The organism is Roseateles sp. GW821-FHT09G03 (assembly GCF_059416045.1).
In genome coordinates this window covers 213,516-235,548 of sequence record NZ_JBWKOK010000001.1, presented here as the reverse complement: position 1 = coordinate 235,548, position 22,033 = coordinate 213,516, and the positions used below count along the sequence as shown (strand labels likewise).

The window sequence follows — 22,033 nt, the reverse complement described above, 5'->3', positions numbered from 1 at the left end:
CCAGAGGCGGGCACAGTTTCGCGAGCGAGCAGAAACCAGCAATCACCGAAGCAAGTAAACCCGAAAACGCCAGACTACTGAATTCAGTGGTGGTCCAGGACCCGCGGGGGCGCCTGGTCCCACTGCCCGTCGACGGGCCGCGCGGCCCGATGCCATCGGCCTTTGACCCAATCTTCCGTGCTGGCGCCCAGGCAGACGATCAGCAGCATCAGTCCACCGATCGCCAGCAGATAACCAATGACAGTAAGTTCAAATAAGGGATGTCCGGGGGCCGGCGACTCGGTCCGCTCGGCCAACAGGCATCCCACGCCGGCGAGCGTCAAACCGATAGCGATCGCATACATGTTTCTCATCACACCAATCCATCTGCAAACTGTTGGCGCCAGTGCCACCGACTGCGATCAGTTTGCTAATCACTCATGAATGCATTTATCGACTCAAACAGGTGGGACTCAGCGATTCGAATGTCGAATTAACTGATCGGCCAACGAATTCGTATCGTTTCCAATATCGAAGCCATGATCGACGGACGTCGACTCAGTCGCGAAAGACCGGTCCGCAGCGGTCTGTCCGGCCGGCTTTCGCGTCAGGAAAAGCAGAACGGGCGCCCGAAGGCGCCCGTCGCGAAGGGGAACTCCCGAACGGGGATCAGCGCAGGAAGCGGCCCCGCGGGTCGATGATCGCGATGTCCGCGTAGTTCGTGCCCGTGTGGTCGGTGGGCGAGTAACCCACTTCCATGCCGCCGAGGTCGAAGCGGGTCATGCTGTTCAGGACCTTCTGGATGGCGGCGCGGCTGGGATCCTTGCCGGCGCGCTTGAGCGCCTCGACCAGGACCTTGGCGGAAGCGAAGCCCTCCATCATGGCCGGCGTGACCTGACCGTTGGATTCGGCGGGATGCGCCTTCACCAGGTCGCCCAGTTCGCGCACCATCGGCACGTTGGTTGAGCGCTCGCTCGGGAAGACCTGCGAGACGATGATCCCCGCGGCGTTCTGGCCCAGCAGTTGGACGAAGCCGTTGGAGGCGTTGTTGGACAGGGTCGCGCCCAGGATGCGCGAGCCGGCCGCGCGCAGCGCGTTGATCGTGTCGGCGGTGATCTGCTGCGACGCGACCATCAGCACGACCTGCGGGTCGGCGGCGATGAGCTGCTTGACCACGCCGGCGATGTCCGGCTTGTCGCGCTCATAGGTGAAGTGGGCCACCGGCTTCATCTTGCGGTCGTTGAAGCCCGCCATCGCGCCGGCGATGCCGTCGGCGCCGAAGGTATCGTTCACCTGCACCAGCGCGATGCGCGTGTTGCCCATCTCCAGCAGCAGCTGGACGGCGCGCTCGGCCTCGCGCTGGTAGGTCGACCGCACGTTGAAGACGAAGGGATGGACCGGCTTGTGCAGCAGCATCGCGCCGGTGGACGGCGCGATCAGCGGCACCTGGCTCTTTTCCAGCAGCGGCATCACGGCTTGCGTGTGCGGCGTGCCGCGCGTCAGGAACAGCGCCACGGCGCCCTTGTCGATCAGCGTCTGCGCGTTGGCGGCGGCACGCTTGGGATCGAAGCCGTCGTCCAGCGACTGCAGGTCGATCTTCTGGCCGTTGACGCCGCCGGTGGCGTTGACCTTGTCGATGTAGAGCTTGGCGCCCAGCGTCAGTTCCTTGACGCTGGCGGCGACCTGGCCGGTGAAACCGGCGGTCTGGCCGATCAGGATGTCCGCGCGGGCGGCGGCGCTGAGGCCGAAGGCCACCAGGGCGGTGGCGATGGAAGCGGCGAACCGGCTCAAGGGCCGGCTGCGTGTTGACTTGCTCATGGTGGTCTGTCCCGCCGGCTCGCGGTGGCGGCCGGCTGTGTCTCCAGCACGCCGGCGGTCAGATCGCCGCCGGCCCCTCGGCGCCGGCACCCCCATGTTCAGGGGGGATCAGCGCCCCGCGCGCATCTTAGCCACGATGTCCTCTACTCGCCCAAGCAAGGCCCGGGTGTCGAAGGTCAGAACGTTGCGCTCGGACAGCACCTGACGGCCGCCCACCCAGACATCCGTGACATGTTCACGCCCCGCGACATAAACGAGTTGCGCATCGGCGTGATAGACGGGCTGGCACTCGATCGAGTCCAGCGCCACCGCGACCACGTCGGCCAGCTTCCCGGCCTCCAGCGTGCCCAGGTCGTTCGCGCGGCCCATGGCCTTGGCGGCGCGCACCGTGGCCATCTCCAGCGCGGTGCGCGCGGTGACGGTCAGCGGGTCGCCGGTCACGCCCTTGGCGAGCAACGCCGCGGCGCGGATCTCGCTGAACATGTCCTGGCGGTTGTTGGAGGCCGCGCCGTCAGTCCCGAGGATGGTGTTGACGCCGGCGGCCTCCAGGGCCTTCACCGGCGCGACGCCCGAGGCCAGCTTCAGGTTGGAGCTCGGGTTGTGGACCAGGTGCACGCCCTGCTTCGCGACGAGGTCGATCTCGTCCGGAGTGAGGTGGACCATGTGGACGGCGATCATTTTCGCGTTCAGCAGGCCGAGCTTGTTCAGGCGGGCCAGCGGACGCTCGCCGTACTGTTTGACGCTGCCGTCGATCTCGTCCTGCGTCTCGTGGATGTGGCAGTGCATCTGCAGGTCGTACTTCTCGGCCAGCTCGCGCAGCTGGATGAAGGTCTCGTCCGAGACCGTGTACGGCGCGTGCGGCGCGCTGGTCCAGTCCAGCAGCTTCTCGCCCTTGAACTGCTCGTAGGCGGCCAGGCCCTTGTCGATGTAGTCCTGCGCGTTGGCGGCGTAGCCGGTGGGGAAGTCGATCACGTTGATCGACACGCCGGCGCGGATGCCGCTGTCCACCGCCGCGCGAGCCATCGCGGTGGGGAAGAAGTACATGTCGTTCAGATAGGTCACGCCGCCGCGCAGCGCCTCGGCCGCGGACAGCAGCGAGCCCTGGTAGGTCCAGTCCTCGCTCACCCACTGGCGCTCCAGCGGCCAGATGTGGTTGTTGAGCCAGTCCATCAGCGCGAGGTCGTCCGCGACGCCGCGCAGCAGCGACATCGCCGAGTGCGTGTGGGCGTTGATCAGGCCGGGGATGAGCACGTGGTTCGGGAGCTCGACGCGTTCGGCGTCGGCATAGCGCTTCAGGGCTTCCTCGCGCGGCAGGACGGCGGCGATGCGCTCGCCCTCGATGGCCAGCGCGTGCTGCTCAAGCACCGGGCTGTCCGGGGTCATGGTGATCAGCCAGCGGGGCAACAGCAGCTTCACGGCTTGGGTCGTCATGGGGGGTTCTCCTTGCTCACGCCGCTTGGCGCGACGTGCATTGTCTGGATTCTTGAAGGCGTCCCCGCATCATCGCCTCCTGGCGACGATGCGGATTCAGAAGATCTCGTCGAAGAGCGCCAGCACGCGCGCCGCGTCGACCTCGACGCAGACCTGCTGCGCCGGGTGGCCGCTCCAGGGCGTGCCGCTGCCGTGCTCGTTGCGCCAGTCCTGGATGGTCTGGCCCGTGGCGATGCCGTCCAGCGCCACGCGCACCGGGCCGGTCCGCAACGTGAAAGCGTCCGGCACCAGCAGGATCGCCGCCGCGCTCGCGTCGTGCGCATAAATGCCGCCGATGCCGTCGCGCGCATCGTAGAACTGCTGGTAGTGGCGCGTCGCCTGCCAGAGGACGTCGCCGGCGCCCTCGCCGCGGCCGCGCAGCTTCGCCAGATCGGCCTCGCTCATGATCGCTTCCTGCGTCACGTCCAGGCCGACGATGGTGACCGGCCAGCCGGCGGTGAAGACCTGGTCCGCGGCTTCGGGATCGGCCAGGATGTTGGCCTCCGCCACCGGCGTCACATTGCCGCCGTGGCCCTTGAGGCCGAAGGCGCCGCCCATCACGACGACGCGCTTCACCTTGCCGGCGATCGCCGGGTCATGTGCCAGCGCGAGCGCGAGGTTCGTGAACGGACCGACGGCCACCAGCGTGATCTCGCCCGGCCGTTCGTTGACGAGGTCGCAGATCAGCTGATGCGCGGGCCGCGGATCGAGCGGACGCGTCGGCGCCGGCAAGCGGTCGGCGACGCCGCCGAGGCCGTCGTCGCCGTGCACGTGCGCGGCGTCCTTGCGACGGCGTTCGTCGCGCAGCGGGCCTTCGGCGCCGGCGGCGACGGGCACCTCATTGCGGTAGAGGGCCGTCAGCCCTCGCGCGTTGCGCGTGGTCGTGGCGACCGGCCCGTTGCCGAAGGCCGTCGTGACGGCCACCAGCTCGAAACGCGGATGGCAGGCCAGCAGCGCGAGCGCGAGCGCGTCGTCGATGCCGGGGTCGGTGTCGAAGAGGACCGGGATGCGGTCCGGAGCAGGAATCTTGCTGTCCATGGGAGTACTGCGCTCCAGGGTCAGGAGTTGCCGTCTTGGGAGTGTGCCCCGTTCGCGACGAATGCGGTGAGCGTGGCGAGCTCGGGCAATTCCGGCAACTCGGAGCGGTGCGGCATCGCCTGCTGCACGCCGGTCCGGCTGACTGCGAGCGCCGCGGCCAGTTGTCCCAGCGCGGCCGCGCGGGCCGGCACCAGGCCTTCGGCCAGGCCGACCGCAAGCCCGCCCACCAGCGTGTCGCCGGCGCCGACCGTGTCCACCGCGTCGACGCGCGCGGCGCGCAGGTGCAGCCCCTCGGGATGCTCGTCGCTGAGCAGCCAGGCACCGGCACCGCCCAGCGTCACCAGCACGTGGCGCGGCCCCAGCGTCCGCAGATGCGCGGCGGTCGCGCGCGCGATGGCGATGCCGTCGGCATCGCCGGGCAGCGCCACATCGCGCGCCAGTTGCAGCGCTTCGGTCTCGTTGACGATCAGCCAGTCGCTCAGGCCCAGCAGCGCGGCCGGCAGATCCTGCGCGGGCGCGGCGTTCAGCACCGTGGTCACGCCGGCCTCGCGGGCGATCTCGAAGGCCCGCTGGATGGCCGGCACCGGCACTTCCAGCTGCGCCACGACGACCTTGGCCTGACGCAGCAGCGCCCCGCCCTGCTCCACGTCGGCGGCGTCGAGATCCGCATTGCTGCCGGGCACGACGACGATCGCGTTCTCGCCCCCCTCGCTCGCGACCATGATTACCGCCACGCCGGGCCACGCGGCCTCGTCGCGGCGGATCGCCTGGACCTGCACGCGCTCCGCTTCCAACGCCTTCAGCAGGTCCTGGCCATGCTGGCGCATGCCGACGCGGCCGATCAGCGCGACCTCGGCGCCCAGCCGCGACGCGGCCACCGCCTGGTTGCCGCCCTTGCCGCCGGGCGTGCCGGCGAAGGCCTCGCCGATCAGGGTCTCGCCCGGCGCGGGCAGGCGCGCGGCGTGGGCCACGAGGTCCATGTTGACGCTGCCCACCACCACGACGGTGGCCGCAGCCTTTGCTGAAGTCATGAAAGCTCCGGAGACAACGGCGCCGCGGTGCTCTCGCGCAGCACGACCTGCGGCACGAGTTGCAGGTCCTTGAAGGGCGCCTGGGGATTCTCGATGCGCTCGATCAGCGCGCGGCCGGCCTCCCGGCCCAGCTCGCGGATCGAGCAGCCCACGCTGGTCAGCGCGGGATAGACATAGCTGCCGAGCTCGATCGCATCGAAGCCCACGACCGACAGCTGGCGCGGCACGTTCAATCCGAGCTCGGCCGCGGCGCGCAGCGCGCCCATGCCCATCAGGTCGTTGCAGGTGAACACGGCGGTCAATTCGGGCTGGCGCGTCAGCAGCGCCTTCACGGCGTCGTAGCCGCCCGCGGTGCTGAAGTCGCTTTCGGCCAGCCACTCCGCGCGCGCCGCCAGGCCGCGCTGCTGCATCGCATTGCGCCAGCCGGCGACGCGTTCGGTCGTCACCTCGAATTCAGCGGGGCCGCTCACGCAGCCGATGCGGCGATGACCCAGTTCCAGGAGATGGCGGACCACCTCGAAGGCGCCGAGCTGGTTGTTCACGCTGACGCGGTCCGCGCGCGCGCCGGGCACCAGACGGTCCACGGTCACCACCGGCACGCTCGCGTGGCGGAAAGTGCTGGCCAGCGTCTCGGCGTCACCGGCGGAGCTCAGCAGCAGGCCGTCGATGCGCTTCTCGAGTAGCGTGCGCAGGTAGGCCTGCTGGTGCTTGGGGTCGTTGTCCGAGTTGCAGAGGAAGACCGAGTAGCCCGCCTGGCGGCACCACTCCTCGGCGCCGACGACCAGCTCCGCGAAGAACGGGTTGCGCACGTTGGGCACCAGCACGCCGACGATCTTGGTCTCGCTGCGGCGCAGCGACCGGGCCACCGCGCTCGGCAGATAACCGATCTCGTCGACCGCCGCCAGCACGCGCGCGCGGGCTTCTGCGCTCACCGGCCGCGTGTTGTTCAGCACATGCGACACCGTGGTGAAGGACACCCCCGCCAGCGCGGCCACATCCTTGATGGTGCTCATCGGTCGATCCGGTCCTCTGCTCGTGCCAAACTGGCTGGTTCAGTCAATTGCAAACGTTTGCAGAGCATAACCCAAGGGCGATGCGCTTCCGGTGGGGGCGAACCCCGCGCATCAAATATTCAAGCGCGCTTTTCGAAGGCAGCCCTACCCCGGGTAGCCAAGCGCGGGCTCTCCGCGACGCAGGGGGCATCGCGTCCGCGAACCCCCAGCATCACTTCGGCCCCACCCTCGCACGTTGACATCGGGTCAGGTCTTGCGGCGTGCGGGAAATGAAAAAGCCCCTGGGCGGAGCGCAGGGGCTTGGTGCGGTGAGCCGGTGTTCCGGCTCGATGTCCGCTCTCGATCAGCGTTGGGCGATCGGCGTGACGTCGCGCTTGGTGGCGCCGACGAACAGCTGACGCGGGCGGCCGATCTTGTACTCGGGGTCGCCGATCATTTCGTTCAGCTGGGCGATCCAGCCGACCGTGCGGGCCAGCGCGAAGATCGCCGTGAACAGCGGCACCGGGATGCCGATGGCGCGCTGCACGATGCCGGAGTAGAAGTCGACGTTCGGGTACAGCTTGCGGGCGACGAAGTATTCGTCTTCCAGCGCGATCTTTTCCAGCTCCATCGCCAGCTTGAACAGCGGGTCGTCGTGCAGGCCCAGTTCGTTCAGGACTTCGTGGCAGGTCTCGCGCATCAGCTTGGCACGCGGGTCGTAGTTCTTGTAGACCCGGTGGCCGAAGCCCATCAGCTTGACGTTGCTGTTCTTGTCCTTGACCTGCTTGATGAACTCGCCGATCTTGGCCACGCCACCCATCTGCTGGATGTCGTTGAGCATGTTCAGGCAGGCCTCGTTGGCGCCACCGTGCGCCGGGCCCCACAGGCAGGCGACGCCGGCTGCGATCGCCGCGAACGGGTTGGTGCCCGACGAGCCGCACAGGCGCACGGTCGAGGTCGACGCGTTCTGCTCGTGGTCCGCATGCAGCGTGAAGATGCGGTCCATCGCGCGGACCAGCACGTCGTTGGGCTTGTACTCCTCGCACGGCGTGGCGAACATCATGCGCATGAAGTTGCCGGCGTACGAGAGGTCGTTCTTCGGATAGATGTAGGGCTGGCCGATCGTGTACTTGTAGGCCATCGCCACCAGCGTCGGCATCTTCGCGATCAGGCGGATCGCGGCGATCTCGCGGTGCTCGGGGTTATTGATGTCGGTGCTGTCGTGATAGAAGGCCGACAGCGCGCCCACCAGGCCCGTCATGACCGCCATCGGATGCGCGTCGCGACGGAAGCCGCGCAGGAAGAACTGCATCTGCTCGTTGACCATCGTGTGGTTGGTCACGCGGTTGACGAACTCTTCCTTCTGCGACGGGCTGGGCAGCTCGCCGTAGAGCAGCAGGTAGCAGGTCTCGAGGTAGTCGCAGTTGGTCGCCAGCTGTTCGATCGGGTAGCCGCGGTACAGCAGCTCGCCCTTGTCGCCGTCGATGTAGGTGATCGTGGAGTTGCACGACGCCGTCGACAGGAAGCCCGGGTCGTAGGTGAACTTGCCGGTCTGCGCGTAAAGCTTGCGGATGTCGATCACATCCGGACCGATGGTGCCCTTGTACAGGGGCAGATCCATTTGCGGGCTGCCATCGGAGAACGACAGGGTGGCTTTGACGTCAGACGGGGTCATGGGCATTCCTTATGACTTCGGGGGTTCTGGTTACTGAGGAGTCCGCAGCATCGCGAGCACGGCATGAACGTCGGGCCGGTCCAGCTCGTCGGCCGGTTCCTTGCGGGCCAGCAGCAGATCGAGCAGGTCGTTGTCCGACAGGTCCATCAGCTGACGCAGGCCTTCCGCGTGGAATTCGGTCAACGTGCCTTCGTGCCGCCGGAAGAACCGCTCGATGAAAAGATCATTCTCCAACAGCCCGCGGCGGCAGCGCCACTTGAGCTTGGAGAGATCCCTCTCATCGATGAGGGTGTTGGTAGCGACGGCGTTCATGCGTGTGCGTGTATGCACTCGGAAACGAGTGCGAGCGGGCTCAGACGGTGCGACGCACCATCAGTTCCTTGATCTTGCCGATCGCCTTCGTCGGGTTGAGACCCTTCGGGCAGACGTCGACACAGTTCATGATGGTGTGGCAGCGGAACAGGCGGTACGGGTCCTCGAGGTTGTCGAGGCGCTCCGCGGTGGCCTGGTCGCGGCTGTCGGCGATGAAGCGGTAGGCCTGCAGCAGACCGGCGGGGCCGACGAACTTGTCGGGGTTCCACCAGAAGCTGGGGCAGCTGGTCGAGCAGCTCGCGCACAGGATGCATTCGTACAGGCCGTTGAGCTCGTCGCGCTCTTCCGGGGACTGCAGGCGTTCCTTCTCGGGCGGCGCTTCCTCGTTCACCAGGAACGGACGGATCGAGTTGTACTGCTTGAAGAACTGCGTCATGTCCACGATCAGGTCGCGGACGACGGGCAGGCCCGGCAGCGGCTTGAGGATGATGACGTCCGGCAGCGAGCGCAGGTTGGTCAGGCAGGCCAGACCGTTCTTGCCGTTGATGTTCATCGCGTCGGAACCGCAGACGCCTTCGCGGCACGAGCGGCGGAACGACAGCGAGGGATCGACCGCCTTGAGCTTGAGCAGGGCGTCCAGCAGCATGCGTTCGTTGCCGGCGAGCTCCAACTCGATGGTCTGCATGTACGGCTTGGCGTCCTTGTCCGGGTCGTAGCGGTAGATCTTGAAGGTGCGCTTGATCATGTTTGAATGCTCCTGCGGCCGGTCAGAAGGTACGGACCTTCGGGGGGACGCTATCGACGGTCAGCGGTTGCAGATTCACCGGCTTGTAGGTCAGGCTGTTGGACTTGGAGTGCCACAGGGTGTGCTTCATCCACTCCTTGTCGTTGCGGCCCAGCGGGAATTCCGCATCGTCCGCACCGCGCTCGAAGTCGTTCACCGTGTGGGCGCCGCGGCATTCCTTGCGCGCGGCGGCGGACACGATCGTGGCCTGCGCGGCCTCGATCAGGTTGTCCACTTCCAGGGCCTCCACACGCGCCGTGTTGAAGACCTTGGACTTGTCCTGCAGGGTGATGTTCTTGACCCGCTCGCGGATCGCGGCGACGGCGGTGACGCCTTCGTCGAGCAGCTTGCTGGTGCGGAACACGCCGGCGTGCGACTGCATCGCGGCGCGCAGGTCGTCGGCGACGCCCTGGGCGTATTCGCCGCCGGTGTTGGACTCCAGGCGGTTCAGGCGCGACAGCGTCTGGTCGGCGGCGTCCTTGGGCAGCGGCTTGTGCGCCTTGCCCCCGTTCTTCACGGCGTCCACGATGTGGTTGCCCGCGGCGCGGCCGAAGACCAGCAGGTCCAGCAGCGAGTTGGTGCCCAGGCGGTTGGCGCCGTGCACCGACACGCAGGAGCATTCGCCCACCGCGTACAGGCCGTTGACGACGTCCTTGTAGTTGTCGCCCTTGGGGGTGACGACCTGGCCGTGGACGTTGGTCGGGATGCCGCCCATCTGGTAATGGATGGTCGGCACGACGGGGATGGGTTCCTTCGTGATGTCGACGTTGGCGAAGTTGTGGCCGATCTCCAGCACCGACGGCAGGCGCTTGGCGATGGTGTCGCCGCCCAGGTGGGTCATGTCCAGCACGACGTAGTCCTTGTTGGGACCGCAGCCGCGACCTTCCTTGATCTCCTGGTCCATGCAGCGCGAGACGAAGTCGCGCGGTGCCAGGTCTTTCAGCGTCGGGGCGTAGCGCTCCATGAAGCGCTCGCCGTTGGCATTGCGCAGGATCGCGCCCTCGCCACGGCAGCCCTCGGTCAGCAGCACGCCCGCGCCGGCCACGCCGGTCGGGTGGAACTGCCAGAACTCCATGTCCTGCAGCGGGATGTCGGCGCGCGCCGCCATGCCCAGGCCGTCGCCGGTGTTGATGAAGGCGTTGGTCGACGCGGCGAAGATGCGGCCGGCACCGCCGGTGGCCAGCAGCACGGTCTTCGCTTCGAGGATGTGGACCTCGCCCGTCTCCATCTCCAGCGCGGTCACGCCGACGCAGTCGCCGTCGGCGTCGCGGATCAGGTCCAGCGCCATCCACTCGACGAAGAAGTTGGTGCGGGCCTTGACGTTCTGCTGGTACAGCGTGTGCAGCAGCGCGTGGCCGGTGCGGTCGGCCGCGGCGCAGGCGCGCTGGACCGGCTTCTCGCCGTAGTTGGCCGTGTGGCCGCCGAACGGACGCTGATAGATCGTGCCGTCCGGGTTGCGGTCGAACGGCATGCCGAAGTGTTCGAGCTCGTAGACGACCTTGGGCGCTTCACGGCACATGAACTCGATGGCGTCCTGGTCACCCAGCCAGTCCGAGCCCTTCACGGTGTCGTAGAAGTGGTAATGCCAGTTGTCCTCGGACATGTTCCCCAGGCTGGCGCCGATGCCGCCCTGGGCGGCCACGGTGTGCGAGCGGGTGGGAAAAACCTTGGACAGGACGGCCACGTTCAGGCCGGCGAGCGACAGCTGCAGCGACGCGCGCATGCCGGAGCCGCCGGCTCCCACGATCACGACGTCGAATTTGCGCTTGGGCAGCGAGGTTCCGATTTGCATTTCTTACAGCCTCCAGAGCACTTGGATCGCCCAACCCGCGCAACCCGTCAACCACACCAGCGTGAACGTGTGCAGGAACAGCCGCACACCCACCGGTTTCACGTAATCCATCCAGATGTCGCGCACGCCGACCCAGGCGTGATACGCCAGGGAGACGATCAGCGCAAAGGTCAGGAACTTCATCCACTGCCGGGTGAAGATCTCGGCCCACAGGTCGTAGCCGATCGCGCGGCTGGTGAACAGCACCTGCGCGAGCAGCACGATGGTGAACAGCGCCATGAGCAGCGCGGTGGCGCGCTGGACCATCCAGTCGCGCAGACCGTAGTGCGCACCGGTGACGATGCGCTTGGTTCCGTAGGTTGTCATTGTTGATTTGCCTCTTGGGTCAATCGTCGGAATTCAATCCGACCGCACGGTCCGCGCCGTCCGGTCGCGGCCCGCTCAATACAGGCCGAACAGCTTGGCGCCGAGCGCGAGCGTCAGCACGATGCTGAGCACCAGCGTCACGATGGCGCTGACGTGGCCCTGCTGCTTGCTCACGCTGTGCGTCGCGTCCATCCACAGGTGGCGGACACCGGCGATGAAGTGGTGCAGGTAGCCCCAGATCAGGCCCAGCGCGACCAGCTTGATGAACCAGCCCGGCAGGAAGCCGATGCCGGACACGAAGGCCGCGGTGAAGGTCTCGTACGAGATCTCGGACGTGAGGCTGGTGTCGAACATCCAGATCACGAACGGGAGCAGGAAGAACATCAGCAGGCCGCTGATGCGATGCAGGATCGAGACGAGGCCGGCCGGCGGCAGGCGGTACCCCACGATCTGCGTGACATGGATGTTGGTGTAGACCGGTCGATTCTTCTTGGTGGCTTGGGTGGCGTCCGTCATGTCCGACCTTGTAATCAATGTGAAACCCGAAGATTTTATGGCAACGCAGCACCCACGAAGGGTGTCCTGGGCGCATCTCGTCTTCTGGCGTTGCCATGAAAACGTCAGCACCGCAACGCGAAAGCATCAGTTCAGGTCGTTGCGATAAAAGTGGTGGGAAGTGTTGTAGAGACCGCGGCGCAACTCCACCGGCTTGTCGCCGTAGGTGAAGGAGAGCCGCTCCACGCTCAGCAGCGGACTGCCGGGCGCTACCTGCAGCAGCGCGGCGGCATCGTCCTCCGCCGCGACCGCACGGATCTTTTCCTGCGCCCGGATCATGGGCACGTTGAATTCGGTTTCGAGCAGGCTGTAGAACGGGCCGCGATGCTCGAGCAGCCGCTCGGTCGTCAGCCCCTTGAACAGCGCGCCGGGCAGCCAGATGTCGTCCATCACGACCGGATGGCCGCCGCTGTGCAGCAGACGGCGGATCTCGATCACGGGGTCGCCGGCGCGCAGCTGCATCAGCTTGGCGATGAAGGCCGGCGCGCGCTGGCGCTTGCAGTCCAGCAGCTGGCGGCCGAGCGACGAGGCCTCGTCGGCGTCAGGCGTCAGCCGCAGGAAGCGGTATTGCTGCTGCTGTTCCGCATGGGTGGCGACGAAGGTGCCCTTCCCCTGTTTGCGGACCAGCAGGTTGTCGGCGGCGAGTTCATCGACGGCCTTGCGCACGGTGCCCTGGCTCACCCCGAAGCGGGCCGCCAGGTCCATCTCGCTGGGGATGGTCTCCCCCGCCTTCCACTCACCGGCCTGCAAGCCCTTCAGGATCAGCCCCTTGATCTGGCGATACAGCGGACTGAACGACGGCGCGGCCTCCGCGCGCGCCAGCTCATTGAGCGGCGTGACGGGGTGGACCGGGACGGCGGGGGGCGTCATGGGGCGCGATTCGAGCACAAACCCGAATACAGCGTCCACCCTCCAGAGGGAGTCCGACCGGATTAGTCTTATATAAGACAGAAGAGTGTCAGTTTTGCGCCATGCCGGGGCGCTACTTTTGGGGGCAGCTCCCCAAACCGGTGGGCGAAGAAGACCCTATCGCGATCCGTGCCGGGGCCGTGCTGTCCTACACTTGCCGCCGCTGGCGCGGACTGCGCCTCACGCATCATTCACTCGCACTTCTCGGAGACCCTGATGAGCAAGAAACCCGTTCGCGTCGCCGTCACCGGCGCCGCCGGCCAGATCGGCTATGCCCTGCTGTTCCGCATCGCTTCCGGCGAGATGCTGGGCAAGGACCAGCCCGTCATCCTGCAACTGCTGGAGATCCCCGACGAGAAGGCCCAGAACGCGCTCAAGGGCGTGATCATGGAGCTGGAAGACTGCGCCTTCCCGCTGCTGGCCGGCATCGAGGCCCACAGCGACCCGATGACCGCCTTCAAGGACACCGACTACGCGCTGCTGGTCGGCTCGCGTCCGCGCGGCCCGGGCATGGAACGCGCTGAACTGCTGTCGATCAACGGCGCCATCTTCACGACGCAGGGCAAGGCCCTGAACGCCGTGGCCTCGCGCAACGTCAAGGTGCTGGTGGTCGGCAACCCGGCCAACACCAACGCCTACATCGCGATGAAGTCGGCCCCGGACCTGCCGGCCAAGAACTTCACCGCCATGCTGCGCCTGGACCACAACCGCGCCGCCTCGCAGATCGCCGCCAAGACCGGCAAGCCGGTCGCCGGCATCGAGAAGCTGGCCGTGTGGGGCAACCACTCGCCGACGATGTACGCGGACTACCGCTTCGCCACCATCGACGGCCAGTCGGTCAAGGCCCTGATCAACGACGAAGAGTGGAACCGCACGACCTTCCTGCCGACCGTCGGCAAGCGCGGCGCCGCGATCATCGCCGCCCGCGGCCTGTCGTCGGCCGCCTCGGCCGCCAACGCCGCCATCGACCACATGCGCGACTGGGCCCTGGGCACCAACGGCAAGTGGGTCACGATGGGCATCCCGTCGGACGGCTCCTACGGCATCCCGAAGGACGTGATGTTCGGCTACCCGGTCACCGTCGAGAACGGCGAGTACAAGATCGTCCAAGGCCTGGAGATCGACGAGTTCTCGCAAGGCGCGATCAAGAAGACGCTGGACGAACTGCTCGAAGAGCAGAACGGTGTGAAGCACCTCCTGTGATCCTCGCGGATGCCGCCTGAGGCATCTCGCTGAGCGACACTCGACGGGCCGACCTTCGCAAGAGGGCCGGCCCTTCTTCTTTCCAGACTCCATTCATCCCATGACCGCCCTCCTCACTCCCGCCCAGGCCCTGTTCGAAGAAGGCCAGGCGCCCGTCGTGCTGCCGGTCGTCGACCACTACTGCGGCGTCGAGGCGCGCATGCTCAAGAGCCTGGAGCTGCAGGTGCGGATGGGGCCAGTCTTTGACATCACGCTCGACTGCGAGGACGGCGCGCCGGTCGGCGGCGAGGCCGAGCACATGCTGCTGGTGCTGCACCTGTTGAACGGCTCGCTGAACGCACATGGCCGCGTCGGCGTGCGGGTGCATCCGTTCAAGCATCCCGCCTTCGAGGCCGACGTCGAGGCGGTGATCGCCGGCGGCGGCGAGAAGCTCGCCTTCCTGATGATCCCGAAGCCCGAAGGCATCGAGGATCTGAGCCGCGCGATCGCCTTCATCGACGACAGCCTGAAACGCCACGGCATCAGGAAACCGCTGCCGCTGCACACGCTGATCGAGACGCACGGCGCACTGCGCGACGTGATGGCGATCGCCGCACATCCACGCATCGAATCGCTCTCCTTCGGCCTGATGGATTTCGTCTCCGCGCATCGCGGCGCGATCCCGCGCTCGGCGCTGACGGTCGAAGGCCAGTTCACGCACCCGCTGGTGCAGCGCGCGAAGCTCGCAATCTCTTCCGCCGCACACAGCTATGGCAAGACGCCGTCGCACTGCGTGGTCACCGAATTCAAGAGCGAACGCGCGATCCAGTCCGCCGCCGAGCGCGCCGCGCGCGAGTTCGGCTACACGCGGATGTGGAGCATCCACCCGAACCAGATCCAGCCGATCATCGATGCCTTCGCGCCCAGCGTCGCGGAGATCGACGAAGCGATCGACATCCTGCAGGCCGCGCAGGCCGCGCAGTGGGCACCGATCCAACACCGGGACATGCTCCACGACCGCGCCAGTTACCGTCTGTTCTGGCACCTGCTGCAGCGTGCGCACGGCACGGGCCAGAGCCTGCCGACAGAGGTGGAGCAGGCCTGGTTTGCCCCGCATCCATCGCCCCTCTGACCCCATGAGCACTCCGTGAAGACCCTAGCCACGATCAACGGTTTGACACATTAAATCCCCGCTTCAAGGGACGCGCGCGCGGTCACAATCCCGCATCGCCGAGCTCCGGCGTTTCGTTTTTCCGGCCGTTGCTTCGGCTGGTGATTCAAGGTCCCTCAGGTCCCCAGGTCCAACTTCCACGCCCTCCCCATGCGACTGACCGCCCTCCTCCTCTCCGGCGCCGCTGCCGCCGCGCTGACGCTGACCACCGGCATCGCCGCCGCGCAACCCGCGGCCAACTCCGGCACCGGCACCGCCAAGCCCGCCGCACCGGCCAAGCCCGCTGCCGCCAAGCCCGCGCCGGCGAAGGCCACCGCCAAGAAGCCGGCCGCCAAGACGCCCGCCCCGCCGCCTCCGCTGCCGGAAGCGAGCGAGGAACAACTCGCCGCCGCCAAGCGCGCCTACCTGGGCCTGTACGAGTGCGAGTTCAAGCAGTCGATCACCATCGAGCCGAACGCCAAGGACGTGGGCTACATCAACGTGGCCTTCAAGAAGGACACCTTCGTGATGAAGCCCGTGCTGTCGACCACCGGCGCCCTGCGTCTGGAAGACGTCACCGGCCGCACGCTGATGGTCCAGATCGCCAACAAGTCGATGCTGCTGGACGTGAAGGCCGGCCAGCGCCTGGTCGATGAATGCGTCCATCCGGAACAGCGTGCCGCGATCGAAGCCGCGCGCTCCGCGTCGGCGCCTGCCGGCGGCGGCCTGGGCATCACCCCGAGCGCGCAGTAAACACCGCGCCTCGCCGGACGAAGCCGCCTCTCGAGGCGGCTTTTTCTTGCCCACCCCTCTCGCCCCTATCCATACTGCGGCAGTCGGGCTTCAGGGGTCGACGCTGGCTTTCATGGGGCGGAAGTACGTACAATTCATGCATACTTTCTGATTCATACCCACCGTGCGCCTGCGCACTGAACGGTCATGAATCCGCCAGAGCCGTCGCCTAATCTCCCAGGATCACCAGGAGCCCGCATGGAAGCCACCGTCGCCGAACGAGGTCAGATCACCCTGCCCAAGGCCGTGCGCGACGCGTTGGGCCTGACCAAGGGCACGACGCTCAAGGTCGAGCTCGACGGCGCGCGCATCATCCTGCGCAAGAACGTCGACGACGCCATCTCCCGCGCCCGCGGCCGCTTCAAGCTGCCCGAAGGCACCGCCACCGACGACGTCATGCGCGACCTCCGCGGCCGCGCCCCGGACGAAGCCACCGACGACGGCAAGGACGCCTGATCCGATGATCGCCGTCGACAGCTCCGTCCTCATCGACCTCCTGGGCGACGCGCCCGGCGCGGACGCGGCCGAAGCCGCCCTGCGTCTGGCGCTCTCCAGCGGTCCGGTGGTGCTGTGCGACGTCGTGCTGTCCGAGGTGACCGCCGGCCTGGGCCACGGCTCCGAGGTGATGGACGCGCTGGAGGAGATGGGCCTGAGCTTCCTGGCCATCGACCAGCGCGCCGCGATCCGCGCGGGCGAGATGCAACGCAAGTTCAAGCAACGGCTGGCCGACAAGGGGGCCGATGCGGCCTCGTCGCGCGCCATGCCCGACTTCCTGGTGGGCGCGCACGCGATGCTGCAGTGCGACGGCCTGATCACCCGCGACCAGGGATTCTTCCGAGACTATTTCAAGGGCCTCAAGGTCATCGTGCCCAGCGCACCGTGACCGACGACAGACCCGTTTTTCCGACCCAAGCAAAGACCACAGAGACTGGAGTTCGCATGCTGCAAGCCTACCGCCAACACGAAGCCGAACGCGCCGCGCTCGGCATTCCGCCGCTGCCACTCGACGCCAAGCAGGTGGCCGAGCTGATCGAGCTCATCAAGACCCCGCCGGCCGGTGAAGACGCCTTCCTGCTGGACCTGCTGACGCACCGCGTGCCCCCGGGCGTGGACGACGCCGCCAAGGTCAAGGCCAGCTTCCTGGCCGCCGTCGCGCACGGCGACCTGAAGGTCGGCCTGATCTCCAAGGCCAAGGCCACCGAGCTGCTGGGCACCATGGTCGGCGGCTACAACGTGCATCCGCTGATCGAGTTGCTGGACGACGCCGACGTGGCCGGCGTCGCCGCCGAGGGTCTGAAGAAGACCCTGCTGATGTTCGACTTCTTCAACGACGTCGCCGCCAAGGCCAAGGCGGGCAACGCCAAGGCCAAGGAAGTGATGCAGAGCTGGGCCGACGCCGAGTGGTTCACCTCGCGCCCTGAAGTTGAAAAGAAGATCACCGTCACCGTCTTCAAGGTGCCCGGCGAAACCAACACCGACGACCTGTCGCCGGCCCCGGACGCCTGGAGCCGCCCGGACATCCCGCTGCACTACCTGGCGATGCTGAAGAACACGCGCCCCGACGCGGCCTTCAAGCCCGAGGAAGACGGCAAGCGCGGCCCGATGCAGTTCATCGAGGAACTGAAAAAGAAGGGCCACGTCGTGGCCTATGTCGGCGACGTCGTCGGCACGGGCTCGTCGCGCAAGTCGGCGACCAACTCGGTGATCTGGGCCACGGGCCAGGACATCCCCTTCGTTCCGAACAAGCGCTTCGGCGGCGTGACGCTGGGCGGCAAGATCGCCCCGATCTTCTTCAACACGCAGGAAGACTCGGGCTCGCTGCCGATCGAGGTCGACGTCAGCAAGCTGGAGATGGGCGACGTCATCGACGTGCTGCCGTACGAAGGCAAGCTGGTGAAGAACGGCGAGACGGTCACCGAGTTCAAGCTCAAGAGCGACGTGCTGTTCGACGAAGTCCGCGCCGGCGGCCGGATCAACCTGATCATCGGCCGCTCGCTGACGGCCAAGGCGCGTGAGTTCCTGGGCCTGCCCGCCTCGACGCTGTTCCGCCTGCCGCAAGCGCCGGCCGAAACGAAGGCCGGCTTCACGCTGGCACAGAAGATGGTCGGCCGTGCCGTCGGCCTGCCGGAAGGCCAAGGCGTCCGTCCGGGCACCTACTGCGAGCCCAAGATGACCACCGTCGGTTCGCAGGACACGACCGGCCCGATGACCCGCGACGAGCTGAAGGACCTGGCCTGCCTGGGCTTCTCGGCCGACCTGGTGATGCAGTCCTTCTGCCACACCGCCGCGTACCCGAAGCCGGTGGACGTGAAGACGCACCGCGAGCTGCCCGCCTTCATCTCCAACCGCGGCGGCGTCTCGCTGCGCCCGGGCGACGGCGTGATCCACAGCTGGCTGAACCGCCTGCTGCTGCCCGACACCGTCGGCACCGGCGGCGACTCGCACACGCGTTTCCCGATCGGCATCTCGTTCCCGGCGGGTTCGGGCCTGGTCGCCTTCGGCGCGGCCACCGGCGTGATGCCGCTGGACATGCCGGAATCGGTGCTGGTGCGCTTCAAGGGTGAGATGCAGCCGGGCGTGACGCTGCGCGACCTGGTGCACGCGATCCCGCTGTACGCGCTCAAGGCCGGTCTGCTGACCGTCGCCAAGGCCGGCAAGAAGAACATCTTCTCGGGCCGCATCCTGGAGATCGAAGGCCTGCCCGACCTGAAGGTCGAACAGGCGTTCGAGCTGTCCGACGCGTCCGCCGAGCGCTCCGCCGCCGGTTGCACGATCAAGCTGAATCCGGCGCCGATCAAGGAGTACCTGAGCTCCAACGTCGTCCTGATGAAGAACATGATCGCCGACGGCTACGCCGACGCGAAGACGCTGCAGCGCCGCATCGAGAAGGTCGAAGCCTGGCTGGCCAAGCCCGACCTGCTGGAAGCGGACAAGGACGCCGAATACGCGGCCGTGATCGAGATCGACCTGGCCGACATCACCGAGCCGATCGTCTGCTGCCCGAACGACCCGGACGACGCCAAGGTGCTGTCCGAAGTCGCCGGCACGAAGATCGACGAGGCCTTCATCGGCTCGTGCATGACCAACATCGGTCACTTCCGCGCGGCGGCCAAGCTGCTGGGCGGCCAGCGCGACATCCCGGTCAAGCTGTGGGTCGCGCCGCCGACCAAGATGGACCAGAGCGAGCTGATCAAGGAAGGCCATTACGCCGCCTTCGGCACGGCCGGTGCGCGCACCGAGATGCCGGGCTGCTCGCTGTGCATGGGCAACCAGGCGCAGGTCCGCGAGGGCGCGACGGTGATCTCCACCTCCACGCGCAACTTCCCCAACCGTCTGGGCAAGAACACCAACGTGTTCCTGGGCTCGGCGGAACTGGCCGCGATCGCCTCGCGTCTGGGCCGCCTGCCGACCAAGGAGGAGTACCTCAAGGAAATGGGCGTCATCGATGCCGACAAGGCCAGCGTCTACCGCTACATGAACTTCGACCAGATCGAGGAATACGCGGAGACGGCGAAGTCGGTCGCGTGATGACACGGGCGGCTTGAGGGCCGCCCCAAAGAACAAGGGCCCGGAGGTGCAAACCTCCGGGCCCTTTGCATGGCGCTCGTGCCGGAAGGCCTCAGCCGCCGATGACGCCGCAGGCGACGCGCGCCCCGCCACCGCCCAGCGGCGCGGGATGGTCGGAGTGGTTGTCGCCGCCCATGTGGACCATCAGCGCGTGGCCCTTCACCTCGTCGATCTTCTTCAGACGCGGCGAGAGGACCGGGTTCGTCGACTGGCCGTCGTGCGACACGTACAGCGGCGGCAGATCGCCGAGGTGGCCGTCGCCCCACGGCTCGCCGTGGTGCTTGCTGCCGAGCGGATCGAAGTGCCCGCCGGCGGCGCCGGCCGGCGTGACCGTGCCGTTGGCCGTGGACGGCGCGCACGACGGGTTCTCATGCACATGGAAGCCGTGCACGCCGTGCGGCAGTCCGGTCAGCTGCGGATAGAACGCCAGGCCGTAGGGCGTCTCGACGATGCGCACCGTGCCGGCAGAGGCACCGGGGCCGTCGGGCTGGGCCATGGACAGATTGACGGTCAGCTCGGCGGCATGCGCCGCCGCCACGGCGCCGCAGGACACGAGCAGGCCCAGGCACAACGACTTCACGAGGTTCATTCAAAACTCCTTGCGGGGGAAACGGAGAGACGACGGCTTACCAGCCGCCCTTGGCCACGTACTTGTTGCCGTTGGCCTGGAAGCGCGCGATGGCGTCCTTCAGCTCGGTGTGCTGCTCGCAGGACGACTTGCATTCCGTGGCCAGCGAGGCCAGCCGGGCCTGCGCCTTCGGCAGGTCGCCCTTCATCAGGTAGAGCTCGCCGGAGTACTCCAGCGCATTGCGGTGATGCGGGTCGATGCGCAGCGCCTCGTCGTAGTAGCGCTCAGACGCGGCCAGGTCCGGATTGCCGGCCTTGCGCGACACGTAGCCCATCAGGTTGTTCCAGTCAGCGCTGCGGCGGTCGTCGACGCGCTTCAGCTCGTCGCGGGCGGCTTCCCACTGACGCGCCTCGATCAGTTGGCGCGCGGTGGCCAGGCGGTTCACCGCCGGCGCGGGAGCAGCCGATTGCGGCGGTGCCATGTCGGCGGCCTGCGCGGATTGGATGGAACCGGCCAGCGCCCAGACGGCGGCCACCAGGGACAGCAGCTTCATAGTCTTCATGTGTTGCTCCTCGAGCGTGATGCAGGACATCCTGCTCCTTGACTTACGGGCTTGTCATGACGGCGGACGCACTCGGCTCCAAAATTCGTTGTAACGATTCGTCGAGCGCCCGAGGGCTGATGCCGCCCTCACCCCGGCCTCACCACACCTTGACGCAAGCCCCTTCAAGCACGAACGCCGACGGCATCGCCGGTGCAGGACCATCGCCCGCCTCCAGGCTGATCGCCACGCGATTCACGCTGAAGAAGAGCTTCTCGGATTCGGCCGGCAATGCGATCTGCGTCTGGCCCGATGGCAAGACGGTGCCGACCACGAATGGCGCGCCGTCCTTCGGGACGGCCCACAGCATGGCGCGACGGCCTTCAGGCACGGCGATGGGACGCAGCACCTTCACCGTGAGCAGCTTGCCGTGGCGCTTGGAACTCACGACGACGGACGGCGGCGCGGCCTCCGCGCTGAGCACGCCGACGTAGCTCGCGGGCAGCGCTTCCGAGGCGGGTTCCAGTCCCACCGTGGTGGGCACCGTCTTGACGACGACCACCGCGAGCAGCAGGCCGGCCAGGACGCCGCCGGCCGCGCGGCCGGTGAGCCAGCCCAGCACGGCGCCGAGTCCTCCGCTGGATTTGGTCGCTTGAGATTGAGAAGCCTGAGCTCGCGGGAACAGGCGCTGCTCGATGCCCTGCCACGTCGTGACGGGCGGCTGGATGAGCACCGGCGACCGCTCCATCACCGCGAGGCGATGCTCCCACTGCGCGACCGCGACGGCGATCGGCCGCGAGTCGCGCATCAACCCGACGAAGCGACGCCGCGCGGGCCCTTGCAACGTGCCCAGCACGTACTCGCGCGAGAGGTGTTCCACCAGCTCGGGTCGGTTGTAGTTCATGGCGCGGTCACTCCCCCGGCTTCGAGGCAGGCCTTGAGGCGATCGAGCCCCCGGCGCACCCACGCCTTGATCGTGCCGAGCGGCGCCTGCAGCGCCTCGGCGATCTCGGTGTGGACCATGCCGCGGTAGTAGGCCAGCGCCAGGGCCTGGCGCTGCTGCGCGGACAGCGCCTGCATGCAGGCGCCGATGTGGGCGTCGGCCAGGTTCTGCTCGAGCAGCTGCAGCGGCTCGCCGGCCGCGTCCGCCGGCACGGCGAGCGCGTCCTCGTCGAGCTCGACCGCCTGCTCATCCTCGTTCCGGCGCGAGCGCAGCTGGTCGATGGCCTTGTTGCGGACGACGTTGATCATCCAGGTCATCGGCGTGCCGGCATCGGGCCGATAGCCCTGCGCGTGGTGCCAGATGCTCACGTAAGCCTCCTGGAGGTTCTCCTCCGCGCGCTGTTCGTTCCTCAACATACGCAAGGAAACGGAGAACAGATGCGCGCTCGTCAGGCGATAGAGGAGCTCGAAGGCCGCGCGGTCGCGGAGCGCGACGCGGGCCATCAACTGGGGGAGATCTTGGTTCGCTTGCATCACCGGGAGTCACTGCGAGGACCCGGGATGATCCGT

At 67.3% G+C, this 22,033-nt stretch carries 23 protein-coding genes; 6 read left to right on the top strand and 17 right to left on the bottom strand.

Features of this window, described 5'->3' with window-relative positions:
- Nucleotides 1-83 precede the first annotated feature (83 nt).
- The 13 genes from AC07OZ_RS00955 to AC07OZ_RS00895 all read right to left on the bottom strand — a co-directional run bounded on the left by AC07OZ_RS00955 (nucleotide 84) and on the right by AC07OZ_RS00895 (nucleotide 12,682).
- Entirely contained in the window at nucleotides 84-344 is a 261-nt protein-coding gene (locus AC07OZ_RS00955) for a hypothetical protein (RefSeq protein ID WP_495465313.1), read from the bottom strand.
- A gap of 304 nt (nucleotides 345-648) precedes the next feature.
- Nucleotides 649-1,797: an ABC transporter substrate-binding protein gene (locus AC07OZ_RS00950; RefSeq protein ID WP_495465312.1), complete on the bottom strand. Its 1,149-nt coding sequence runs from the start codon at nucleotides 1,795-1,797 to the stop codon at nucleotides 649-651.
- A 108-nt stretch (nucleotides 1,798-1,905) separates the two neighbouring features.
- Nucleotides 1,906-3,228 (bottom strand): TRZ/ATZ family hydrolase, encoded by a 1,323-nt coding sequence (locus AC07OZ_RS00945; protein ID WP_495465311.1) that lies wholly within the window; start codon nucleotides 3,226-3,228, stop codon nucleotides 1,906-1,908.
- A 96-nt stretch (nucleotides 3,229-3,324) separates the two neighbouring features.
- A complete protein-coding gene (locus tag AC07OZ_RS00940) occupies nucleotides 3,325-4,305 on the bottom strand; it encodes a nucleoside hydrolase (protein ID WP_495465310.1) in 981 nt (326 codons plus the stop codon).
- Between the two features lie 20 nt (nucleotides 4,306-4,325).
- Entirely contained in the window at nucleotides 4,326-5,336 is a 1,011-nt protein-coding gene (locus AC07OZ_RS00935; RefSeq protein WP_495465309.1) for a ribokinase, read from the bottom strand.
- Complete coding sequence (locus AC07OZ_RS00930) at nucleotides 5,333-6,349, bottom strand: LacI family DNA-binding transcriptional regulator (RefSeq protein WP_495465308.1); 1,017 nt, start codon at nucleotides 6,347-6,349, stop codon at nucleotides 5,333-5,335. The genes AC07OZ_RS00935 and AC07OZ_RS00930 overlap by 4 nt, the downstream gene beginning before the upstream one ends.
- Nucleotides 6,350-6,692: 343 nt before the next feature.
- The gene (gene gltA, locus AC07OZ_RS00925) at nucleotides 6,693-8,003 is read right to left on the bottom strand and encodes a citrate synthase (RefSeq protein ID WP_421037247.1); all 1,311 of its coding nucleotides are present in this window, start codon (nucleotides 8,001-8,003) and stop codon (nucleotides 6,693-6,695) included.
- 30 nt (nucleotides 8,004-8,033) lie between these two features.
- Nucleotides 8,034-8,315: an FAD assembly factor SdhE gene (locus AC07OZ_RS00920; protein ID WP_495465307.1), complete on the bottom strand. Its 282-nt coding sequence runs from the start codon at nucleotides 8,313-8,315 to the stop codon at nucleotides 8,034-8,036.
- A gap of 40 nt (nucleotides 8,316-8,355) precedes the next feature.
- Nucleotides 8,356-9,060 (bottom strand): succinate dehydrogenase iron-sulfur subunit, encoded by a 705-nt coding sequence (locus AC07OZ_RS00915; RefSeq protein WP_067273709.1) that lies wholly within the window; start codon nucleotides 9,058-9,060, stop codon nucleotides 8,356-8,358.
- Between the two features lie 22 nt (nucleotides 9,061-9,082).
- Nucleotides 9,083-10,891, bottom strand: a complete 1,809-nt coding sequence (gene sdhA / locus AC07OZ_RS00910) for a succinate dehydrogenase flavoprotein subunit (RefSeq protein WP_495465306.1) — start codon at nucleotides 10,889-10,891, stop codon at nucleotides 9,083-9,085.
- Nucleotides 10,892-10,894: 3 nt separating this feature from the next.
- On the bottom strand, nucleotides 10,895-11,257 hold the full coding sequence (gene sdhD, locus AC07OZ_RS00905) for a succinate dehydrogenase, hydrophobic membrane anchor protein (protein ID WP_495465305.1): 363 nt from the start codon (nucleotides 11,255-11,257) through the stop codon (nucleotides 10,895-10,897).
- Between the two features lie 75 nt (nucleotides 11,258-11,332).
- Nucleotides 11,333-11,773: a succinate dehydrogenase, cytochrome b556 subunit gene (gene sdhC / locus AC07OZ_RS00900; protein ID WP_495465304.1), complete on the bottom strand. Its 441-nt coding sequence runs from the start codon at nucleotides 11,771-11,773 to the stop codon at nucleotides 11,333-11,335.
- Between the two features lie 126 nt (nucleotides 11,774-11,899).
- Nucleotides 11,900-12,682, bottom strand: a complete 783-nt coding sequence (locus tag AC07OZ_RS00895) for a GntR family transcriptional regulator (RefSeq protein ID WP_495465303.1) — start codon at nucleotides 12,680-12,682, stop codon at nucleotides 11,900-11,902.
- Between the two features lie 255 nt (nucleotides 12,683-12,937).
- Between AC07OZ_RS00895 and AC07OZ_RS00890 the strand changes: the two genes are divergently transcribed.
- The 6 genes from AC07OZ_RS00890 (at nucleotide 12,938) to acnB (ending at nucleotide 19,373) form a co-directional block, all read left to right on the top strand.
- A complete protein-coding gene (locus AC07OZ_RS00890; RefSeq protein WP_495465302.1) occupies nucleotides 12,938-13,924 on the top strand; it encodes a malate dehydrogenase in 987 nt (328 codons plus the stop codon).
- Nucleotides 13,925-14,024: 100 nt separating this feature from the next.
- Nucleotides 14,025-15,035, top strand: coding sequence for an HpcH/HpaI aldolase/citrate lyase family protein (locus tag AC07OZ_RS00885; RefSeq protein ID WP_495465301.1), 1,011 nt, complete (start codon nucleotides 14,025-14,027; stop codon nucleotides 15,033-15,035).
- A gap of 189 nt (nucleotides 15,036-15,224) precedes the next feature.
- Complete coding sequence (locus AC07OZ_RS00880; protein ID WP_495465300.1) at nucleotides 15,225-15,806, top strand: hypothetical protein; 582 nt, start codon at nucleotides 15,225-15,227, stop codon at nucleotides 15,804-15,806.
- A gap of 237 nt (nucleotides 15,807-16,043) precedes the next feature.
- Nucleotides 16,044-16,301, top strand: coding sequence for an AbrB/MazE/SpoVT family DNA-binding domain-containing protein (locus AC07OZ_RS00875; protein ID WP_495465299.1), 258 nt, complete (start codon nucleotides 16,044-16,046; stop codon nucleotides 16,299-16,301).
- Between the two features lie 4 nt (nucleotides 16,302-16,305).
- A complete protein-coding gene (locus AC07OZ_RS00870; protein WP_431266330.1) occupies nucleotides 16,306-16,728 on the top strand; it encodes a type II toxin-antitoxin system VapC family toxin in 423 nt (140 codons plus the stop codon).
- A gap of 56 nt (nucleotides 16,729-16,784) precedes the next feature.
- A complete protein-coding gene (acnB, locus tag AC07OZ_RS00865) occupies nucleotides 16,785-19,373 on the top strand; it encodes a bifunctional aconitate hydratase 2/2-methylisocitrate dehydratase (protein WP_495465298.1) in 2,589 nt (862 codons plus the stop codon).
- A gap of 91 nt (nucleotides 19,374-19,464) precedes the next feature.
- Here acnB and sodC read toward each other — a convergent pair whose 3' ends face one another.
- From sodC to AC07OZ_RS00845, 4 genes are all read right to left on the bottom strand, one after another.
- Nucleotides 19,465-20,001 carry a superoxide dismutase [Cu-Zn] SodC gene (gene sodC / locus AC07OZ_RS00860; RefSeq protein ID WP_495465297.1) on the bottom strand — a complete coding sequence of 179 codons (537 nt, stop codon included), beginning with the start codon at nucleotides 19,999-20,001 and terminating at the stop codon, nucleotides 19,465-19,467.
- Between the two features lie 37 nt (nucleotides 20,002-20,038).
- Nucleotides 20,039-20,542, bottom strand: coding sequence for a tetratricopeptide repeat protein (locus AC07OZ_RS00855; RefSeq protein WP_495465296.1), 504 nt, complete (start codon nucleotides 20,540-20,542; stop codon nucleotides 20,039-20,041).
- Between the two features lie 139 nt (nucleotides 20,543-20,681).
- Complete coding sequence (locus AC07OZ_RS00850) at nucleotides 20,682-21,425, bottom strand: anti-sigma factor (RefSeq protein ID WP_495465295.1); 744 nt, start codon at nucleotides 21,423-21,425, stop codon at nucleotides 20,682-20,684.
- Nucleotides 21,422-21,997 (bottom strand): sigma-70 family RNA polymerase sigma factor, encoded by a 576-nt coding sequence (locus AC07OZ_RS00845; RefSeq protein ID WP_495465294.1) that lies wholly within the window; start codon nucleotides 21,995-21,997, stop codon nucleotides 21,422-21,424. Before AC07OZ_RS00845 ends, AC07OZ_RS00850 begins: the two co-directional genes overlap by 4 nt.
- Between the last annotated feature and the right edge of the window lie 36 nt (nucleotides 21,998-22,033).

Bases quoted from the DNA above. Each gene is read 5' to 3' on its own strand.
- AC07OZ_RS00955 (WP_495465313.1), bottom strand. From the start codon at position 344: ATGTATGCGATCGCTATCGGTTTGACGCTCGCCGGCGTGGGATGCCTG.
- AC07OZ_RS00950 (WP_495465312.1), bottom strand. From the start codon at position 1,797: ATGAGCAAGTCAACACGCAGCCGGCCCTTGAGCCGGTTCGCCGCTTCC.
- AC07OZ_RS00945 (WP_495465311.1), bottom strand. From the start codon at position 3,228: ATGACGACCCAAGCCGTGAAGCTGCTGTTGCCCCGCTGGCTGATCACC.
- AC07OZ_RS00940 (WP_495465310.1), bottom strand. From the start codon at position 4,305: ATGGACAGCAAGATTCCTGCTCCGGACCGCATCCCGGTCCTCTTCGAC.
- AC07OZ_RS00935 (WP_495465309.1), bottom strand. From the start codon at position 5,336: ATGACTTCAGCAAAGGCTGCGGCCACCGTCGTGGTGGTGGGCAGCGTC.
- AC07OZ_RS00930 (WP_495465308.1), bottom strand. From the start codon at position 6,349: ATGAGCACCATCAAGGATGTGGCCGCGCTGGCGGGGGTGTCCTTCACC.
- gltA (WP_421037247.1), bottom strand. From the start codon at position 8,003: ATGACCCCGTCTGACGTCAAAGCCACCCTGTCGTTCTCCGATGGCAGC.
- AC07OZ_RS00920 (WP_495465307.1), bottom strand. From the start codon at position 8,315: ATGAACGCCGTCGCTACCAACACCCTCATCGATGAGAGGGATCTCTCC.
- AC07OZ_RS00915 (WP_067273709.1), bottom strand. From the start codon at position 9,060: ATGATCAAGCGCACCTTCAAGATCTACCGCTACGACCCGGACAAGGAC.
- sdhA (WP_495465306.1), bottom strand. From the start codon at position 10,891: ATGCAAATCGGAACCTCGCTGCCCAAGCGCAAATTCGACGTCGTGATC.
- sdhD (WP_495465305.1), bottom strand. From the start codon at position 11,257: ATGACAACCTACGGAACCAAGCGCATCGTCACCGGTGCGCACTACGGT.
- sdhC (WP_495465304.1), bottom strand. From the start codon at position 11,773: ATGACGGACGCCACCCAAGCCACCAAGAAGAATCGACCGGTCTACACC.
- AC07OZ_RS00895 (WP_495465303.1), bottom strand. From the start codon at position 12,682: ATGACGCCCCCCGCCGTCCCGGTCCACCCCGTCACGCCGCTCAATGAG.
- AC07OZ_RS00890 (WP_495465302.1), top strand. From the start codon at position 12,938: ATGAGCAAGAAACCCGTTCGCGTCGCCGTCACCGGCGCCGCCGGCCAG.
- AC07OZ_RS00885 (WP_495465301.1), top strand. From the start codon at position 14,025: ATGACCGCCCTCCTCACTCCCGCCCAGGCCCTGTTCGAAGAAGGCCAG.
- AC07OZ_RS00880 (WP_495465300.1), top strand. From the start codon at position 15,225: ATGCGACTGACCGCCCTCCTCCTCTCCGGCGCCGCTGCCGCCGCGCTG.
- AC07OZ_RS00875 (WP_495465299.1), top strand. From the start codon at position 16,044: ATGGAAGCCACCGTCGCCGAACGAGGTCAGATCACCCTGCCCAAGGCC.
- AC07OZ_RS00870 (WP_431266330.1), top strand. From the start codon at position 16,306: ATGATCGCCGTCGACAGCTCCGTCCTCATCGACCTCCTGGGCGACGCG.
- acnB (WP_495465298.1), top strand. From the start codon at position 16,785: ATGCTGCAAGCCTACCGCCAACACGAAGCCGAACGCGCCGCGCTCGGC.
- sodC (WP_495465297.1), bottom strand. From the start codon at position 20,001: ATGAACCTCGTGAAGTCGTTGTGCCTGGGCCTGCTCGTGTCCTGCGGC.
- AC07OZ_RS00855 (WP_495465296.1), bottom strand. From the start codon at position 20,542: ATGAAGACTATGAAGCTGCTGTCCCTGGTGGCCGCCGTCTGGGCGCTG.
- AC07OZ_RS00850 (WP_495465295.1), bottom strand. From the start codon at position 21,425: ATGAACTACAACCGACCCGAGCTGGTGGAACACCTCTCGCGCGAGTAC.
- AC07OZ_RS00845 (WP_495465294.1), bottom strand. From the start codon at position 21,997: ATGCAAGCGAACCAAGATCTCCCCCAGTTGATGGCCCGCGTCGCGCTC.